The organism is Candidatus Nanoarchaeia archaeon (assembly GCA_035290625.1).
Classification (GTDB): Archaea; Nanobdellota; Nanobdellia; order Woesearchaeales; family DATDTY01; genus DATDTY01.
This window is the reverse complement of sequence record DATDTY010000018.1, coordinates 1-18994: the sequence shown is the minus strand read 5'-3', so window position 1 is coordinate 18994 and position 18994 is coordinate 1. Positions and strand designations below refer to the sequence as shown.

17 protein-coding genes and 1 tRNA gene are annotated in these 18994 nt (G+C 45.1%); 10 read left to right on the top strand and 8 right to left on the bottom strand.

Annotated features, from left to right (window positions below):
• Positions 1–55 precede the first annotated feature (55 nt).
• The 4 genes from VJB08_01505 to VJB08_01490 all read right to left on the bottom strand — a co-directional run bounded on the left by VJB08_01505 (position 56) and on the right by VJB08_01490 (position 8484).
• Complete coding sequence (locus VJB08_01505) at positions 56–5560, bottom strand: LamG domain-containing protein (protein HLD42643.1); 5505 nt, start codon at positions 5558–5560, stop codon at positions 56–58.
• Entirely contained in the window at positions 5557–5736 is a 180-nt protein-coding gene (locus tag VJB08_01500) for a CopG family transcriptional regulator (protein ID HLD42642.1), read from the bottom strand. Before VJB08_01500 ends, VJB08_01505 begins: the two co-directional genes overlap by 4 nt.
• Positions 5737–6097: 361 nt before the next feature.
• A complete protein-coding gene (locus VJB08_01495; GenBank protein HLD42641.1) occupies positions 6098–8032 on the bottom strand; it encodes a nucleotidyltransferase domain-containing protein in 1935 nt (644 codons plus the stop codon).
• Between the two features lie 77 nt (positions 8033–8109).
• A complete protein-coding gene (locus VJB08_01490) occupies positions 8110–8484 on the bottom strand; it encodes a hypothetical protein (protein HLD42640.1) in 375 nt (124 codons plus the stop codon).
• A gap of 304 nt (positions 8485–8788) precedes the next feature.
• Here VJB08_01490 and VJB08_01485 point away from each other — a divergent pair, with 304 nt between their 5' ends.
• Both VJB08_01485 and VJB08_01480 read left to right on the top strand, forming a co-directional pair.
• The gene (locus VJB08_01485) at positions 8789–9406 is read left to right on the top strand and encodes a hypothetical protein (protein ID HLD42639.1); all 618 of its coding nucleotides are present in this window, start codon (positions 8789–8791) and stop codon (positions 9404–9406) included.
• Positions 9407–9661: 255 nt separating this feature from the next.
• Positions 9662–10108 carry a hypothetical protein gene (locus tag VJB08_01480; GenBank protein ID HLD42638.1) on the top strand — a complete coding sequence of 149 codons (447 nt, stop codon included), beginning with the start codon at positions 9662–9664 and terminating at the stop codon, positions 10106–10108.
• A gap of 168 nt (positions 10109–10276) precedes the next feature.
• On the opposite strand, the gene VJB08_01475 is transcribed toward VJB08_01480, so the two are convergent.
• Together VJB08_01475 and VJB08_01470 are read right to left on the bottom strand one after the other, a co-directional pair.
• Positions 10277–10349: transfer RNA gene (locus VJB08_01475), tRNA-Thr, on the bottom strand.
• Positions 10350–10363: 14 nt separating this feature from the next.
• Complete coding sequence (locus tag VJB08_01470) at positions 10364–10525, bottom strand: hypothetical protein (GenBank protein ID HLD42637.1); 162 nt, start codon at positions 10523–10525, stop codon at positions 10364–10366.
• Between the two features lie 311 nt (positions 10526–10836).
• Between VJB08_01470 and VJB08_01465 the strand changes: the two genes are divergently transcribed.
• From VJB08_01465 to VJB08_01445, 5 genes are all read left to right on the top strand, one after another.
• The gene (locus tag VJB08_01465) at positions 10837–12585 is read left to right on the top strand and encodes a ribosome biogenesis/translation initiation ATPase RLI (protein ID HLD42636.1); all 1749 of its coding nucleotides are present in this window, start codon (positions 10837–10839) and stop codon (positions 12583–12585) included.
• Positions 12586–12725: 140 nt separating this feature from the next.
• Positions 12726–13067 (top strand): hypothetical protein, encoded by a 342-nt coding sequence (locus VJB08_01460; GenBank protein HLD42635.1) that lies wholly within the window; start codon positions 12726–12728, stop codon positions 13065–13067.
• Positions 13068–13271: 204 nt separating this feature from the next.
• Positions 13272–13658 (top strand): hypothetical protein, encoded by a 387-nt coding sequence (locus tag VJB08_01455; GenBank protein ID HLD42634.1) that lies wholly within the window; start codon positions 13272–13274, stop codon positions 13656–13658.
• A 322-nt stretch (positions 13659–13980) separates the two neighbouring features.
• Positions 13981–14481 (top strand): hypothetical protein, encoded by a 501-nt coding sequence (locus VJB08_01450; GenBank protein HLD42633.1) that lies wholly within the window; start codon positions 13981–13983, stop codon positions 14479–14481.
• The gene (locus VJB08_01445) at positions 14481–14828 is read left to right on the top strand and encodes a hypothetical protein (GenBank protein HLD42632.1); all 348 of its coding nucleotides are present in this window, start codon (positions 14481–14483) and stop codon (positions 14826–14828) included. Before VJB08_01450 ends, VJB08_01445 begins: the two co-directional genes overlap by 1 nt.
• Here VJB08_01445 and VJB08_01440 read toward each other — a convergent pair.
• Together VJB08_01440 and VJB08_01435 are read right to left on the bottom strand one after the other, a co-directional pair.
• Entirely contained in the window at positions 14825–15559 is a 735-nt protein-coding gene (locus VJB08_01440) for a methyltransferase domain-containing protein (GenBank protein HLD42631.1), read from the bottom strand. The two genes, VJB08_01445 and VJB08_01440, sit on opposite strands and share 4 nt — an antisense overlap.
• Before the next feature lie 171 nt (positions 15560–15730).
• Positions 15731–17143 carry a PEP-utilizing enzyme gene (locus tag VJB08_01435; GenBank protein ID HLD42630.1) on the bottom strand — a complete coding sequence of 471 codons (1413 nt, stop codon included), beginning with the start codon at positions 17141–17143 and terminating at the stop codon, positions 15731–15733.
• A gap of 176 nt (positions 17144–17319) precedes the next feature.
• Between VJB08_01435 and VJB08_01430 the strand changes: the two genes are divergently transcribed.
• The 3 genes from VJB08_01430 (at position 17320) to tnpA (ending at position 18955) form a co-directional block, all read left to right on the top strand.
• Positions 17320–17934: a hypothetical protein gene (locus VJB08_01430; protein HLD42629.1), complete on the top strand. Its 615-nt coding sequence runs from the start codon at positions 17320–17322 to the stop codon at positions 17932–17934.
• A gap of 12 nt (positions 17935–17946) precedes the next feature.
• Positions 17947–18261, top strand: coding sequence for a hypothetical protein (locus VJB08_01425; GenBank protein ID HLD42628.1), 315 nt, complete (start codon positions 17947–17949; stop codon positions 18259–18261).
• Positions 18262–18532: 271 nt separating this feature from the next.
• The gene (tnpA, locus tag VJB08_01420; protein HLD42627.1) at positions 18533–18955 is read left to right on the top strand and encodes an IS200/IS605 family transposase; all 423 of its coding nucleotides are present in this window, start codon (positions 18533–18535) and stop codon (positions 18953–18955) included.
• Positions 18956–18994: the final 39 nt, after the last annotated feature.

Sequence of the window (18994 nt, the reverse complement as noted above, 5' to 3'; positions counted from 1 at the left end):
CGTAACCTCCTGATTCCTGCATATCCGTATATCATCCAATAATCCAACTCGGCCATTAACTGCATGCAGTAATGATCCCTCCCACCACTGTTATTGTTGTTGTGCTTGCGCAGCTTCCTGTAAATCCGACTGATGCGTTTGCAATATACCCCGTAGAATTGACCTGACCGAACACATCCAGTTTAGTCGTTGGTGTTGATGTTCCAATCCCTACCTTTCCTGCGCTATCAATCCTAAACCTTTCAATGCCAGCTGTAGAGAATAGGAAATCGGTCTGGTTCAGTTTTAAGGATAAAGTGCCTGTTGTATTGGCAATCTTAAATTCATCTGCCTGGAGAGTTCCATGAGCCTTAATGCCTCTGAGATACTGCGTTCTTATTTCATCCGGTGATAACGCTCTTTTATAAATCATAGGCTCATCAATTGTGCCGTTGAAGTCTGCTGTGCCTAATGCCTCGCCATACACACCAACAACCAGACCCGTCCCGCTATTAATTGTCCCGCCAGAGTTTACAGCTATGCTGCCTCCTCCCTTTCGAGAGCCATTCAGATACACATCAACATTCCCTGTTCTGTTTACCACAGCAGCAACATGGATCCATTGGTTGGAAAGATCTCCAATATTCACAGTTATGGTTGTTGCGGTTCCTGAATCATTATTCAATTGAAACCGTATTGGGTCTCCAGCAACACTCCCTCTATAATCAAGTATAAATCCCTCACCGTCAGCGCTATAGGGATTGCCTGTCCCCATTATCCCCATAAACTTGTCAGCATTTGCTGGTTTGATCCACGCCAAGAGCGTAAACTCATTAACCTGATCCAGCTCAGCTACTAAATCCCTTCCTGAATCTATATAATCGCCAGATCCATAAAAATTGCATCCAACCCCATACTTTCCATACGTTGAATTGCAGACAACCCCTCCTACCATGAGCCCGTCATTTCCGTAAGGGCTATAATCATACTGTTGGTTCGTTGTCTCATTTGTGTTGAATGGCAGATACAAAGCTAATCCATCATCACTCCCGTAGACTGGCTGTATCACTCCCTCAGTTGCATAGATATAAGATGTTCCAGTGACATTCAAATCCCCAACAACAGTCACTTTTCCTCCAGGCATCAAGGCGAGATCTTCTCCTGCAGGGGTGGTGATATCTTGGGTGACTCCTGAAAAATTCACCCCGCCGTACATCATCCCTCCGCCAATGTGGAGCTTCCAGGGATCCCACGGAGCAGTTCGGTGGTAGAGTATCATCCTCTGAAGAAGGAAATTTGCAGGCAGGGGATTGGTGCCGTATAATGTTACCCTCAAGCCCCGGATACCACTGCTTGTATCAGAAAGGCCGGTAAGGCTCGGGGAAAGCCAGACATCATTTGAGCCGGTGCTGTTATACGTTGTGTTCGTTGCGAGAACCCATTCATCGCTGGAATTATACAATTCCACAGAAATCCTGTTGGGGTTTGCAGCAGCTGTAGACCTAAATGTAAGCCCAAGATTGAATTTGCTGCTGGCCTTGGCAGTAATCGGATTGCTTGTCAAATTAACATCTATTATTATTGGATAGGGGGATCCGCCAGAATTAAATTGCGCCCACGTTGCATCATCACGGAAAATATTGTTGATTGATGTTCCGCCCTCAACAGCTGGAGAAACAGATATGTTATCTGCAAACATATCAGCGTATGCAAGCTCGTCCTGGTAATCCTGCATAATCACATACTGCAAGTCCGGCCATCGTGGAATCCAGAGGTTCTGTGTAACAGCCTCCCTGTCAGGAGCCGCAATGCGAAACCCTGCGTCAAACACTCCTGAGATATTTACATCATTAAAGTTTGTTCTCCCTGTTGTATTCAGCTCTCCAAGAATCAGGGTATTGCCTGATACATTCATAGTCCCGGCTACGGTTAATGTATGGGATGGCGCTGTTGTTCCAATGCCTACTTTGTCCCTCACATACAATCCGCCAGTCACATTCACATCGCTGAAATTAGCAATGCCAGTGATCTTCACATTTGATATATTCAAATACCCTGTTATGTTTGATAAGCTGTTAAAGAACCCCAAACTCCTCATAGAAACATTCAAAAGTGAATCAGCATTGTCTGCATACGCCTTCACAGAAGCATTCAGATTGGCAGCTTCAGTTCTTGCATAAGCCTGTGCTGATGCATTAAGGTTCGTGTCTTCTGATCTGAAGGAATTATTTAAGGAAGTGTTCAATAAAATAACCTCGCTCCTTGCATACTCTTTCATAGAAGCGTTAAGGTTCGTGTCTTCTGATCTGAAAGAATTATTCAGGGAAGTATTAAGGCTGGATATTTCGCTTGCCATAGCGGAAACAATCTCAGCAGACGTATTTCCAAAAACATGCCCTTCGTCAACAAAAGAAGCATTGATAGAAATAATTCCATTTATGATGGTTATATTACTGGAATTGCCGAATTGCTCCCATATCTCTGCCGTGGTATTGCCATGCTTCTGGTAATCTCTTAAGATGGTTGTGTTGTCCAAGGCAGAGGCAATCTCTGATGTGGTATTGCCCTTTGTATCAGTCAGCTCAGTAAATACGTTATAGATGTCAGTCCCGTTAATCAGGTACTGGGTTGCGTTAACGCTTCCATTGACATCCAGCCGAGATGATGGCCCGGATGTGCCAATGCCAACAAAATCTGAAAAAACCTTTAAGATAATGTTTGCGCCAGCTTTCAACCATGAAGTAGAGTTAACATTCCCGGTAGTTGCATCTATCATCTCAGCAGAAGTGTTTCCGCCTGCTGCATCCCCTGCCCTCAGGAACGTTTCATTGATAGAAATAACCCCATCTCTGATCGTGACATTGCTTGAGTTAAGGAACTGCTCCCGTATCTCTGCCGTTGTGTTGCCAACCCTGCTTGATATATTCCTGTAATTATCATCCAATAATTGGGTCAGATTGACTTCGCTTTTGAAATACCCTTGATACTCCCGAACAATGCTCGTGTTGTCCAGGGCAGAAGCCATTTCAGTAGTAGTATTCCCTCCTCCGCTGCTAATCCCCGTCAGCAGGCTTCCATCTCCAATAAACTGTGCTGCTGTTATGTTCCCAGTTACATTCAGGTTCTCAACAACTGTAAGGTTCTGGGTTGCGTTCACATTCCCCTTCAATGATATCCATCCATCAGTGCTTGCGAGCTCATACGCGACAAAAGAGCGGAATGCCCACGGATTTGTTGTTAAGTTTATCCTCGGTGTCATCTCTGCATCGCTCTCTACCTTGATTCCAAGGTAATAACTCTGGTCAAATTCAAGGTTCATGGAAGTTTTTCTGCCAAGGTCAGCATCATACACCCCGCTCACGGTTGTGATATTGTGGCTCTCATTCCACAATCCCGTGCCGCCGCTTGAGACATTATACAGGGTAAACACAAACCCATAGGTCCCGTCAGAGACTGCTGCATTTGCTGCATTTGTCAGTTTTCCCTGGATATTTATCACTCGGGGAATAGTTGCTGTTGATACAGAGATCAGGCTGGGATCGACGATATAGTCGATCTCGATTGTTCCATCAAGGACTTTTATATCAACAGTTGCTGTGCTTTCTGACAATCCTATAAGGGGCATCGTATAGCTGTTTTCTGCGGTTATGTTTCCAATTGATGCTATGATCCCCTCTCCGTTCTCAGTATAAACCTCCAGAGAAGCTGAGCTGTTGCCGGCAGATCTTGCGTATAGGGTTATGTCTTTTGCAGAGTCAAGCGGCTGTTCAAATGTGGCCCTAACATAATGGTTTGGAGGGATGGGCTCAGACCAGATTCCTTCCTGTTCCTTAACGCTTTCATATATATCGCTTACAACAGCCTTATTCTCATCCAGGTGCTCAGCCTTTGTTATAATGACGATTTCATAAACCTGCTCGCTCAGATGAGGAACGACCCATTCTATGCGCTCATACAATCCGTCTCCATCATTATCATATGCTGTGAACTCGCTTTCCTGCTTAAGTCCGTCAACACTATGATACAGCTTTATCTTTCTCTCATCACTAACCTCAAAAGGAAGCTCTGAGAAAGCCAGTACATTCTCATACCCAACCTCATCAGGCCCGATAACGGTTATCTCCTTGGATCTTCCATCTATCCTGCGCTCCTCTGCATACGGGGCATCAGTATAATATTCAATGACAAATTCATCCTCCTCTTCAACCGCTTCCCCGTCTATGTTCACAGTGATATTCTCTTTCTCCTGCTCCTGAACCACTTCAACAGCCCTTCCCGTGATCCTGTTGGCTCCTGAAATGGATGCAAAAAATCTCGAAATCAATCCAGAACCCCCTGATATGCTGTCCTCACTGACTGCCTGGCCGGTTATAATGGCAGGAACCTCTTGTACTTCTCTTTCATTTTGAACAGCAATCTCAAGCTCTCTTTCCTCGCCAGTCAGCTCATTCACCTTCCTGACAGAAATATTTCCCGCTAATCTTGGAAGCTCAGTGCTTATGTTCTCCCTGCCCTTCTCTCCTCTGATCCTCTTAACCCATTTTACAGGTTTGCCAATCCTGGCAGAACTCTGAAAAGTCTCTCCTTCTATTCTCTGTCTTGCAATTCTGCTTACAGAAACCTCAACAAGAGGCGAAACCGCAACATCAATGCTGTCATTAGCTATAAAGAAGATATACCGCGTTCCTTCAAACCCCGGCTCAGGCAGCAGCGTAACCAGGTCCCCTTCGATCACGACAGACAAATTATCCGCCTTATATGACGAGAAGGTCAGGGAGTCGTTGTCGGGATCAAGCGCATAATCACTCAACTTCAAAGAAAGATTCGTGCCCATCATCATAGTCTGGTTGGGAATGCCGGCAAAAATAGGTGGTTTATTGAGAACCTCCCTCTCAATGGAATAGGAAATGCCGTCTATATGCACATAAGTGCCATTAATCTCAAAAACAAGAACATATGAGCTGCTGTTGAATCCGGCTACATCGCAGGTATCAATGCACGCATTGCTGAAAGTGGTCCTTTCCAGAACGGATGCCGGCGTTGGTGCAGAACCCCTATCTTCCTGAACCCGAGTGATATTTGCTGAAGTGATATTTGTTTGGATGCTTGTCTCATTTGAAAAACCAGTGTTGGCTGATAGGTTTAACATCGTTTCATTAGACGTCGTTTCATTGGCAAAACTCTCATTGGGAACAGCTGCGCCAGTTACTATCCATAATCCTTTTTCCTCTAATCTGCTGCTGTCAAAAATCAGGTAGCGCCCATCTGATCCCTCAATAAATATCTTAGCGCTTCCAGTCTTTGCTATGCTTCCGCTCACTGCAATATGGACTATCTCCTGCGGGTGCTCTACCAGCCAAAGAGCATCAGAGCTTTCATTTATCTCCCATCCCACTTCCTGGGAATATGTCGTTGTTCGCTTTGCAACAATATACCCTGTAGGATCAAGCCTCCAAAAAAGCGGCGTAAATAAGAAAACAGCCAGAATCAGGCCGAGCAATGAAGCATAGACCATCCTTCGAGATGCGTTTGCCCCGCTCTTGCCCTTTTCCACGCTCCTTATTGCCGCTGCATTCCTCATGGAGCGCCCCTCTTCTTTGAAAGAAAGTTCTTCTCAGACAGATACGCCATGCAGATTGTCCTTACAACTTCAGCATTCGTGCCGCCAAGAATTCCTTTGAGATTGCTGATTATCCCAAGCTGCTCTCTTGTGAACTTTACATGTATCTTTGCGGATCCTATCTCTTTAGTACCCATTATGTATCCTAAAAGCTACATATAAGGTAATTTATATATAAAGATTTCTATCCGGCAGCTCTGCTGAAATCCGGTGCAGTGCCCATTCGCGAGGTCAGTATTCCAAAGAATGAGCATCGACAAGGGGGTTGCCACCTTCGGGGATATGTCGATATATTCGTAAACGTGCCGAGACCGAGCTGCTCCGAAGGAGCGACCAAAAATACAAAGCATTTTTGAGTACCGGCACTGCCGCGAAGCGAAGGATTTCGGCAGAGCCTATCCAGGCAGGCCCATTCAGAAAACAATGTTAAGGTCAGGCCGAGCTTAACCTATTACAGAACCAAGCGTGAAACCCTCAGAAATAAAGCCATAAACTGTTTTAGTAATTCACCAGAATCTCAATATCATGCCCAAAGATATTCTTAAGGTTTTCAAAGATCGGCTCCTTGATAAAGACCTTGGGTGGAATAGTCACCTTGGCAAGATCCTTCTCAAATTCTTCAAGATTTGACGTTGCCAGCGCTCCCAGGCTTCCATCTTCTTTGATCTTCGCCTTGGAAATCTGCTTCTGCTCAGCATCGATATCATGGATGATGAATGCCTGCTCTCCAAGCAGGATGACATCTGCAAACTTCTCCCCGTACTTCACCCTGACTTTGGCCCGCTCAATCTCTCTCCCGCGCCTTCGCTGCATATGCTCTACCATATACCTGATGAAGCCTCCTGAGTCCTTCTTCAGCTTCTCAACCTCCTGCTTCGTAAGCTTCTTGGCGTCATAATCCTTCTTTGCCTTCAGCAGATCCTTCAGCATCCTCAGATGCCTTGCAGGAATCCTTCCCTGGATCACAAACTTGTCCTCAAATGCAGCAACAAGATCCTTGTCGGCAACCCCTTCTACTCCTTCAAGCCGCAACGCATCCCGTGTTGTGCCAAGAATGCTGTCAGAGAGATGGACCATGCTCTCAGCCTCGCGCATCTCATCAATCTGGCCAAAGAGCTTCTTGATCCGTTTCAGGAAGCTGTCAGCATCCCGGATAAGGCCATCAATCTCCTTCCCTTCAACCTCTTTCTTTGTTCCATGCTCCAGGTCCTTCCTGAGCTTGATGACATCTTCCAGTATCTTGATGTACTTCTCTTCAATCATTGCCTTCTTTTTCACAAACAGCTCCCGCATCAGGTCAGGAGTCTCTTTCGGAGCAGGCGGTGCTATCCCCATCATCATGATTGCAGCCTGTGAAGGAGTCAATAAGGCGTAAAACACATCCTCCATACCAATCTCCTTCAGCTTGTATTTGACCCTGGACACCATCTGATCCCCTGATTTCATGAACATGTCAATGGCTTCCCAGCTCGGCTTGATCCTCCCCATCCTCAGAAGCTGCTTCCATGGCATGAAGATTCCACGATCATAAAAGGGCACACCATCCCTGAGCAGAGTAAAGATGATAGGATTTGCCTCCTTGAGGCTGTCCCAGAACTCAGTGAGGATATACACCTGGATGTTGATCTTGTTCTTGATCCCTGTGAGCTCGCCCGCCTCTATCCCCATCCCAATGATGATCGCCCTGAGCTTATCCTTGAGCTCAATCCGGGTCATCTTCTTGACATCAGTATCATCAATCACAATCCAGACATCGATATCAGATTCCTTAGTGGCCCTTCCCTGCACAAGGCTTCCGGCTAAGACATAGCTCACAATGTACTTCTCAAACTTCCTCAACACCATATTCTTGTGGACTTCAGCTATCTTGATTGCGCTCAGCATGCCCTTATCGTACACAGCGGCAGAAACCGCAATGAGCTGCAGAAGGTCATATTTTCCGTCAAAGCAGCTCTGCCAAAGCTCTGACAGGATGATGACCTCTACCTTAATCTCCTTGTCCACCTCTGTCGCCATAGTTTGGATGATCTTGGAAAGCTTGTCTTTGAGCTCATACTTTGGCATCTTGCTGGAGTCAGAATCATCAACCAGGACTAAGACAGAAATCTCAGGCTCCTCTTTTTTCTCTCCCTGTACTTCTACTTTTTCCGGAACAAGGGTCGCTTTCTGGTTTTCCTGAATCGCTTCATGAGCCTGCTGTGCCGGCCGGTCCTGCAATTTCCTCTTTGGCGGCAATAATGCAATCCCTGCGACATACTTGTCAAACTTGCTGAGAACCTTTTCCTTGAATGTGTCGAGTTTCGCCTTTATCGCCTTAAGCTTCTCCTGGGCCTCTTTCGGCAGCTGGCTGATCCCTGCGAGAAACGGATCCTGCTCTTTCTTCTCTTCTTTTTTAGAATCAGCCCCCGCTTCCTTCTTTGTTTTTTTACCCATTGGTCTTAGAAAGTTAAAGGTTATTATTTAAAAGCTTCGATTTTTAAAGGTTGCAAGAATAACGTTTTTTAAGCCCCTTACACCATCCTTCCCAAATAGCTGAATATCGTCTGGCTCTTCTTTGCTTTTGCCTTCCCGCCGCGGATAATCCGCATTGCTGTCAGATAGGGAGAGATAGCATCCTCAAGCTCCCCGAATCTCTTGAATCCCTGTTCAGTCAGTTTAAGCATCCTGTTCTCATAAAAGATCAACTTCTTCTTCTCTAACACCTCCAAGTTCTTGTACACAGCCCTGCTCTTCTTGGAGACCAGCCCGGAGCTGAGCACAAGGTCGATGAACACCGGCTTTGAGATTGCAATATCGAGAAAACTCTTCTTCAGCCTGCCCCTCTCCTTCTTATAATACTCTCCGAGGATAAACAGCATGTACCGTTGTTTGTTTGTGAGGGTCATGTCAAGAAACGCTTGTTTTCCGGCTTAATATAGCTTTCCACCCGCAAGCCTTACCCTTTACATTCCATTTTCTCATTGTAAATGGTAAGCCTTACTGCGCATTTCTCCACGATTCGCCAATCAAAACCAGCCGATTACCACTGTAAAAGAACAGCTTCCAAAAGCCTTATAAGCAGAGAAATTCACCACACGCTAAAACAAGCAAATCTTACCTTTACAGCCCCTATTAAATCGAAACATTTATATATAAGTTGTATTACTATATAGTAATAACAAAATACACATACCAATGTGGGGGTAAAACATGACAAAAGGTAAAAAGGCAGATATAACTGAAGGAAAAGATTCCGACTTCAAGGATGCGCTCGCTCTAACTGAACAGGCGCAAAGAGTAGTAGCTGGAAGATCAGGCGTAGTCGAGCAAGCACTTTATGATGCTGCTATGGAAACGCTCTACGATCCCGCTACAGAAGAACTGAACTATACAAACCTGTCTGATCCGGGTAAGAAAGCTGCTCTAAAGAGCGCATTCGGTGCCAAGATCAAAAATCGTCTTGGGGCTGCGCTTAAAGCAGATACATCAACTTGGAATATATTCCAAGCAGGCGGTGTAGCTAATGGATTTTATGGTGTAACACCTTCAGACTTTGACCAGACAGTAGAAGCTCTTGGTCCTGAATTCAGCGTTCAAGCATTCCTTAAAGACACAGAGAAAGGCCGTAACGCTGCTTTACAGCAAATCCTTCAGGTAGGGTATAGTGGTCTGAAGCAAGAGCACGCTGCTGATCTTGTGAAGCACATCGGTCTGGAGGACATAGTAGACCCATCCAAGATGACGACCAGTGATATGGTTGATCTATTGAATAGATCTAAGCAGCCAACCCTTGAAAAATATGCCCACAGGCAGCCTTACGCAAAGTAAGGCTCATTTTTTCTTTTTTAATGCTTTTTTCTAAACCTCACAAGTTTCTCAATAGGCAGCGTTCAAAATGAAGGTTGCCATCATTCTTGCGAGCCTCTTTACAGGCAGATGCACAGCTGACAGGGGGACTTGCCCCCTCGGGGATGTCAGCTTTATTCCTTAGAAAGATTAGGCGAGCCGATGGCAACCCAGGAGATTTTGAACGCTGCTTTCTCAATAAAAACTAATTTATAGTACTGGCAGTCTCTAACACCAATGCAGCAGCTCAAATTCCTCAACACACGTGAAGTGAAGGCAATCATGGCTCAGCTTGAGTCCCAATTCAGCTTCACAGGCAAGATAGATGCAGCCTTCCTGAAGAATGAGAAAGACAAGGTGTTCCTGCTCACCAAGGATGTGGCCGATATAGACGCAAAGAAACTCAGAATCGACCGTGCTGGCCTCTACTTTGGGGAGATCCGGCCAGACGGAATCCGGCTTTCCATTGAAGGAAGCCAGCTTATCGCAGCAAAGGCGAAGAAGAATGTTCTTGAAGTGACAGACAGCGAAGCCAGCCAATGGCTTCGTGGAGAGACAATCTCAAGCAAGGCTGAAGGATACCAAATCATCAAGCATCATAAGGACATCCTTGGTTGCGGAAAGGCAGTTGAAGGAAAAGTCCTGAATTATGTTCCGAAGGAGAGAAGGATTCTTGTTTCGTAAGACAGGCTTAAGTACTTTATCAGCTTGACACTTCTTGATGAGAGGCGGTTACTCCCTACAGAAGGATACTCTTATCATACATAGGGATCTTAACGAGCTTGACATATTCCTGAAAGACTTTCTTAGAAAATTTTTATTTGACAGTACCTCAAATCAATTGGGATTCTAAGCCCTCGATGGGAGTTGCACCCATGACCTGCAGATTACGAATCTGCCGCAATAGCTACTATGCTACGAGGGCATAACAAAAAGAAATCACCTCAGATTTTTTAAAATCTCCTCTTTTGCGGGAAACTTCCTCTGGCACTCATTGCATACCGTATGCTTCTTGCCTTTTGGGTCCTTGACCACGCTTCCGATAATCTTCTTCAGAAACGTCTCTCCAATCCTGCTGCCGCAGATCTCACATTTTGCCATTTCCCTGATAAGCCTCCCCACATTTATAAATATGATGATTCGAATATAACTGACACTTCATAGAAGATAATGCAAATCCCGGTTGAATAAAGTAACTCAGTAACAATCAATGTATCCTCATGAAGCATAGCGGCCATCGGATTAAAAGAACCCATCAATAAAAGAACCCAACGAATAAACTATCATTAACAATGGACGGTAAAGTAATCCCTTTCAATTAAAAAATAAACGTTAAGGCCCCGATTAAGAGCCCAAAGAGCCCAGCCCATGAAACCAATAATCTTTAAAACCCGCTCAACTTCAGGAACATCATGCCAAGAATAGCAGTAGTGGACCCCGAAAAGCTGAGGGACAAGCATCAGAACCTCTATATCCAGAGCATATGCCCTGTCAATCGGGAAGGAAAAGAATGCATCAGGGTAGATGCCAAAGGCAGATTAAGCATTGATGAAAAGCTCTGCATTGGCTGCGGCATCTGCGTTTTGAAATCACCGAAAGACTCGATCCACATCATCAACCTTCCTGAAGAGCTTGACTCCCCTCCGATACACCGCTATGGAGAAAACGGATTCCATCTCTACAGCCTTCCGCAGCCCTCCTTTGGCAAGGTTGTTGGAGTCCTTGGAGTCAATGGGATAGGAAAATCAACGGCAATCAAGATCCTGGCAGGCATCCTCAAGCCAAATCTTGGAAAGGATACTGAAGCAGGTTTTTCAGATCTGGTCCAATTCTTTAAGGGAACCGAAGCCCAGGCATTCTTCGAAGGCCTCCAGAAAGGAAAAATCAAGGTCTCTTATAAGCCGCAGCAGGTGGAAATAATCCCAAAAAAAGCAAAAGGCACAGTAAGGCATTTGCTTCAAAAGGTGGATGAGAGAGGCAAATTCGATGACATTGTGGAGAAACTCCAGCTCGGCCAGGTTCTGGACCATGACATCACAAGCATCTCAGGCGGCGAGCTTCAAAGGGTTGCAGTAGCAGCAACAGCGCTCAAGAAGGCGAACCTGTACATCTTTGATGAGCTTACCTCCTACCTTGACATCAAGCAGCGGTTGCGAACAGCCTCCTTTATCCGGGAGCTTGCGACCCCTGAAACAGCAGTCCTGGTCATCGAGCACGACCTCATCGCTCTGGATTATATGGCAGACGTGATCCATATCATGTATGGGAAGCCTGCAGTGTACGGAATCGTCTCCCTTCCAAAAACCACCAAAGCAGGAATCAATGTTTATCTTGAGGGCTATATCAAGGAGCATAATATGCGCTTCCGCGATCACCCCTTACTCTTTGACGTGCGGCCAGCCTCGAAATCCCAGCAGCATGATACTCTTACCTCTTGGTCAGGCATTCGGAAAACACTGGGCTCCTTTACTCTCACAGCAGAAGCAGGCAGCATCTCACAAAAGGAGATTGTTGGTGTCCTTGGAGAAAATGGGATAGGCAAAACAACCCTTGCAAGAATCCTGAGCCACGTCCTAAAGCCAGACTCAGGCCGCACTGATGAGAAAATCAGAATCTCCTATAAGCCTCAGTATCTGGAGCCTTCGGAATATACAGTAAGGGAAGCTCTTGCAAAAGTCCTGGAAAAGCATCAGAATGATATCATCGGCCCCCTAAACCTGGATCCGCTCCTTGATATGAGCTTAGAGCAGCTCTCAGGCGGAGAGCTGCAGCGGGTTGCAATAGCAGCGGCCTTAGCCAAGGACTGTGATATGTTCCTTCTTGACGAGCCCTCAGCATACCTGGATGTTGAGCAGAGGATCACAACAGCCAAGGTCATAGAGAATGTTGTCTTCACAACCGGAAAGAGCTGCCTTGTCATCGACCATGATCTCCTCTTCCTTGATGTCCTCTCTGACAGGCTCCTTGTCTTTGAAGGATCTCCTGCAGTTGAGGGCAGGGCAAAAGGCCCGTATGCAATGGAACAGGGCATGAACTCGTTGCTTTCAGGCCTGAAGATAACCCTGCGCAGGGATGAGCTTTCCCACAGGCCGAGAATTAACAAGCCCGAGTCGCAGAAGGATCAGGCGCAGAAGGCTGCAGGGAAGTATTATTATAGCTGAAGGATGGCAGCAAACCCTCTATCCTATTGAACAAAACGATTTCACTCGCTCAATTGAAACTCTTGGAATTTTTCATTCCGGTCATTTAACAGCATAGGCAAGGCAAAAGATTTAAGTAGCGGCAAAAGTCCCCCTTCTTTATGGTAACTTCGCAATCATTGGAAAGCTTGGACGATTTGGATTTGCTTGTGTCTGGGGATGTCGTTCAGATGGTATACCTAAATTATTGGAATTTACATGATCATTGTAATGAATATCTCGCAGCCTATCATGCAAGCCGTGAAGGAATGCTGCACTTCTTGGTCAAAACACCAACGTCAGAAACCAATATTACAATGTACCAGGCTAGAAAAGATTTGATTCAAGTGAAAGATGGAAAAGTCCTCCTCAAGGAAGATAACTGTGTAATACAGACTGTTGGTTCTGGGCATTATTCGTATAGGGGGCTAAATGATACTTTGCTACTTGCAGGACTAAGATAGGCTTCCTTATACTTAGCTGAAGGCGTTTTATCAAGCACAATAACCTGCTTCAAAGCAAGGGAGAAAAAGGCTTAGATAGGTATTTGGTGCCAATTATTTACACACTCGCATCCGAAAAAGAAAAAATTTATAAATGTCCCCTTCCTAAAAGCCAAGCATTGTCGTGGGGGTATGGAACAAGCCTCCATGCAGGGGGTAATTATTATGGCATATATAGCAAAGGAAAATGACATGGTTAAGACGATTGGTGTGTGGGCTTTCATTCTAGGAGTCATTATTGCCCTGCTCATCGGTGTTGCTGCAGCATTCATGCAGCTGGATACAGGTACAATAGGGATGATTTCGGCATTCATGGTCCTGCTGGGCCTGATAGTCGGCATCCTCAACATAACTGAGGCAGAGGTCAGCGGCTTCATCATAGCAGCTATAGGCCTTACTTCAGGATCAATAGCCATTGCAGGCATGGGGCCTCTTCTGCCGCCTACTATGGGCCAGATGGTCACCACAGCCTTTAGCATCTTCGGGCTGTTTGTGGCTGGCGCAGTCTTTATCCCTGCGCTTAAGGCAGTCTACAGGATATCTAAGAACTAAGTGTTTTAAGGGGCCATTTGGCCCCAGCTTTTTTTCATTCTTTTCATTATACCGTCTTCTATACTCTATCCTCTATGTGTTTATCTCTTATGAACGTTATGAACGCCGCGAACGTAGATCCCGGTCTAGCCAACCCCGCCAAAAAACAGAAACATTTATATATAACCTCATTCATAAATAGTAACAACTATCCAGTAAAAAAAGTTGTGATATCTGGACATTTGCTCCAGAAGGTTTAAAAAGCTGGACCTTCTAGGAAGGGGTAGGGGGTCAATGAAAAAGAGGGTGATAGCCATAGGCATAGTCAATGAAGGTAAACACAATGAAAGTCACACAAAAGCTTGTCCAGAGGATTGTGGAGGGAGCTGTAGGAGCAGACGCTCTCCCTATTGTCGAGTTCTTGCAGGGAAAGAAGAACCTCTCTGAATTCAAGATTGCAAAAGACCTAAAGATGGAAGTTAATCATGTCCGGAACATCCTCTACAGGCTCCATGAGAAGAACCTTGCTTCGTATATCAAGAAAAAGGACCGCCAGAAGGGCTGGTATATCAGCTATTGGACATTCAGCCCCCACAGGGTCAAAGAGCTTGTTGGCATCATCAGGCGGCAGGCCATCGATAAGCTCAGGAACAGGCTTGAAAAGGAGGCAGCAAACCTCAACAATTTCTATATGTGCAGGAATGCCTGCACACGATTAGACTTTGATACAGCAACAGAGTTCCAGTTCAAATGCCCGGAATGCGGCACCTTGCTGCACCAGCAGGAAAACCAGAAGACCATTGAGATGATCAAGCAGAAGCTTGTTGAGCTGGAAGCGGAATAATGGAAAAGCCCCTGGTTCGCATTTATGACTGGAAACCGTCAGAATCCTATCGCGAAATCCCGGATCGGATTGGTATTAAGATTTCTAAGCATCTCCCTTCAAAGCTAGACTCAATAGACGCGCTCATACTCCACAGCCCTCCTGTAGAAACGAAAGGATTCATCCGTCTGATGCAACAGGCAAAATCCTCAAATCTGCCAATAATCATCAACTGCAGTTCTGAAAATTTTTATAGAGCAACAGAGGATATAGTAGCAGCACATAACCTTGGATATCCTAATCTTTACTACGAAACAACTCCAAGAGGCATAGCATCGAGAATCAAGAAGCTAATACAGAAATCCTAAGCCTTCCTGCACACACTCATAAACCCGGTATGGTTCAAAAACGCAGTCTTCGGCCTCAATTTTCTCTCCTCAACCTCCCACGTCCTTTCATTTATCTCAGCTGTCTTTATATACATGAACCTCCCCGAATCCTGAACCGCTTTCACAAAGTCCTGAACCTGCGCCAATGTAGGGGAATAGGAAACCAAAAACCCTCCAGGCTTCAAAGCCTTCGCAGCAACATCAACGCCTTTCCAGGGATCAGGCAAATCAAACAAAACCAAATCAACATTCTTCTCTGAAATGCCTGCATACACATCCTTGTACTTCACTCTCAAATTCTTCAAACCCAGGGATTCCCCATTAAGCGTTGCAATCTCATAAAACTCCTTCCGGTTCTCATATGAAACAACCTCTTTTGCAATATTCGCCAGAAAGCAGCAGCTAGCTCCGCTTCCGGCTCCTGCATCTACTATCTTAGACTCTTTTCCTATCCCAGTCTCTGCAATGATAAAACCCAAGTCCTTCAATGTAATGATCTGAGGCCCGCGTTTTATCTTTCTATAAGAATCAATAAAAGACGGGTCAAAAATAAAAAACTCCTTTCCTGTCTGGCTCTTAACACTCCCTGATCTCTTCTTTAAATCCATTTTAGCGACAAACCCGAACTGTGTGTGGAAGTCCTGGCTGGTATCCCTGACAAAATACTGTCTGCCTTCTCTTGTCATGAGTACCTTCTTAACAGGCTGCATAAACCATCAAAAACAAGAAAAGGTTTATATTAATTGCGTCTTTTTTAATCAAAATGAAGGCATTTAAACTAATCAACCTCAAAAAAATATTCGGAAAAGGAAGGCATTTGAAGATTAATGCTCAGGAAGCCAAAGACCTGTTTCGGGAAGATGAGGATATCTAAGAAATCGTCAACTAATCTTCCTCGCAACCCCTTTCTCAGCATCAACCTCTACAAGCTCTCCATCCTTAAAGATGCTGGTTGCATTGATGGCCCCAACGATGCAGGGAATCCCCAGCTCCCTGCTGATCACCGACACATGCGCGGTAATGCCTCCCTCTTCTGCGATAATCGCAGACACCTTATGAAGGACCGGAACAAAATCAGGACCCGTGTTGATAACCACCAGGATATCGCCCTTCCTCAGCTTGCCAAAATCCGCCTGAGAATGCACCACTCTCACAATGCCCTTTGCCATCCCCCTGCAGGCGCTCCTGCCAGTAATCGTCGTTTCATCACGAGACTCCTCAATATACTCTTTCTCAAACCTGGCAGCGTCCTTTCCGGTTAATATGATCATCTGGTTCGGGTAAGAGATAAGAACAGAGTGCTTGATCCGCTCCTTCACTTTTTTGCTGTCTGGCTTTTTCCCCTTCAGCAAAGCAAGCACTTCTTCAGGCACGAGATCCTTAACGAACTCGGGGCTGTAGTTGCTTCTCTTAGCAGCCTCCCTCAAGAGCGGCTCGGCATAATAAATTATCTTATTGACCGAGTACTTATTATAATCCTTGAGATACGCTGCCTCAGCTGCAGCATCGGCAATCCTCTTCATGTCTGCGTCAAGACTTGCCCTAATGGCCTTTCTCCTTTGTGCCTGTTCCTGCATCAGCTTCTTGCGCTGCTCCAAGAGCGCTGTTGGATTCCTGGCAATAAACCCCTCCAAAGCACCCTTATAGTCATCAAAATTCTTTGGTTTCTCATCATAATATCCCATGGTCCAATAGCAATACTTCTCATAAATCTTCTGGAGAGCCTTTTCCGCACCAGCTTTTGGCATTCTGCCCTTTGAAACCCCTGCTGCCAGGCGAAGCAGCTTCTCTTCTTCCTCCATTCCAATGCTCGGCCTGCCGCTGGATAAGATTGCTATTTCCTCATCCTGAAGCGCTTCTTTTAAGCGTCGAAGCAGGCAAAGATCAAACACCCTCAAAACCCCTGCAGCTTGGATGAGCCGGGTATACTGGTCAAAATAATAAGATACCGATGCTGCAATCTTCTCATTCGTTGCCTTGCTCCACTCCTTAGAAATCTTTTTTACAGTCTCTTCCCTCACTGCAGTGCTAAACTCTTCAATATTCTGGTAGGAATTGAGGCATGCAGGATACTCTTCCTTAAACTCCAAATCATTTGTCAGCATATGCCATTTACACAGATGATCCCTGAAGGTTCCCACAAGCCCAAAGGGAAGCCTGCCTATCCTCTCATCCGCCCCATGGGCGTATTTCTTGGTGTAGCAGAGATTAATCAGGTATTCAGACAGGAAATAGGAAGCTCTTCCTCCTTGGGGGATAAAAGAGCAGTTCTTCAGATCTGGAATTTGTGTCATAACGAAGAGCGAGGGATGGGCATATCCTTTCTAACGGAAAGCGTTACTTAGAATGTGCGAAGAAGTATTTAATCTTTGCTTTTTTGGACAAGAGGGGATGTCTTATTTATGCAAATTTTACTTCTTGTCACCAAAAAAGGTACTTTTATAAACAAATGAGTGCCCATTACATGGAAATGGATATAGAGAAAATAAACAAGTTCAGTACTAAAATATCCGAAACTTATAGTTCAGAATTGTCAAGAGCAAAATCATCTATATGCATTTTTTTGTTGGGATGCTATTGCAAGGTTCACAAACCAGTTCTTATGAGATTGCGAAAGCAGGTTGTAGACAAGAAGGTCGCCTGCTTAATAGCGGGAGATCTAAATGTTAAGGAGATAGATGACACAGAATTGCCTGATTATTCCAAGAAATTTGAATTAATTTGTAATTTGATACTTAATTCTTATAGAAGACCTGTACCATTTATCTATATACCAATAACAAAAGCAGAGTGCGGGGATGGAGCTAAAATCGAGCTTGTAACATTATGTGAAAATCCGAAATATGAAAAGTTAAAAGAAAATATTATACTATTCACGGAAGATATAGATACTGTTCCACATCAGCATAAACACTTAAAAAATCCACATATTGGTGCAAAGGACGAAGATGATTTTTTAGCGAAAGCTTTAGGAAGAGTCAAAACAGAAATAAATATAATGTCAGACATACTTACAAGAGATGAGGAGAATAACCATGAACAAAACCGAAAGGCTTTTAAACCCGAAAACCCAGAAGGATGGTAAGAGGTGATATCCTTGCCTAATTTCTATTCCCGAGCACGCTTGGCATCTGAGCTAATTAGAAATCCTTTAGCTATGAAAATCCTTATTTCATTGTATCCTACCAAAAAAAGCAATGCGGAATCCATCGCTAGTAATTTTAGTATTGACTTAGAGGATGTTAGCAGTATGTTTGAAGAGTTAAGTAAAAAAGGGTTTGTTAGGGATAATCCAACAAGCGGTAATAAAGTCTTAACAGAAAGGGGTAAGTTTTTTTTGGAGCAGACCGCATCTGTATTTAAGGATTTAGAAGAATATCTAAAAGAGCAACAAGAAGGCGCAAGGACATAAAAATCTGTTTTGACTCTTCCTAAGCTTTCTAGCGAAAGTGTCAAGTAAAACTGCATTCTGGCGTCGTTAGAGAAGAACTTTACAATACTTTCAAACTCTTCCAAAGTTAGAGCGAGCGTAGCGAGCTAGGGTTTAAACCCCCGCCCTTTAGGGCGTTTCTCCATAGAAACATTTTTGTGGCGGCTTCGCCGCCAGCAAGCTGGCGGACGAAACTGCGCACGCACTACCAATCCAAAGTAGCGTGAGCTCTCTTCCGCCGGAGGACGAGAGCATGAACAGCATGAAGCGGTTGAGCCATAAGGTGACGATGAATTTTTGGCACTTTGAGTGGTGCACGAAGTATCGCTACAAGATGATGCAGAGGCTGGAGATTAAAAATCTTGTGGCTGCTGCGATTCGCAAGGCAGCACACGAGCACGGGATTGTGTTTCGCGTGTTGAGTGTTCTTCCGGAGCATGTGCACTCGCTGGCGACGCTGCCGAATGGCATGACTGATTCGCAGGCGCTTGCGTTGTTGAAGGGCCGTTCAAGCTACCTTATCTTTCGCAACCGCGAGCACGTTGCCTTGCGCTACCCCAAGAGGCATTTCTGGGCGCCGAGCAGTTATTCAGCGACGGTAGGAGTGAATGATCTTGCCGTTTGTGAGGCCTATATCAAGAATCAGGAAGCACACCACAACGTGGTGTTCAGTTAGCGCAGGAAGCCCCGCCCTTTAGGGCGGGGAGGAGGTCAC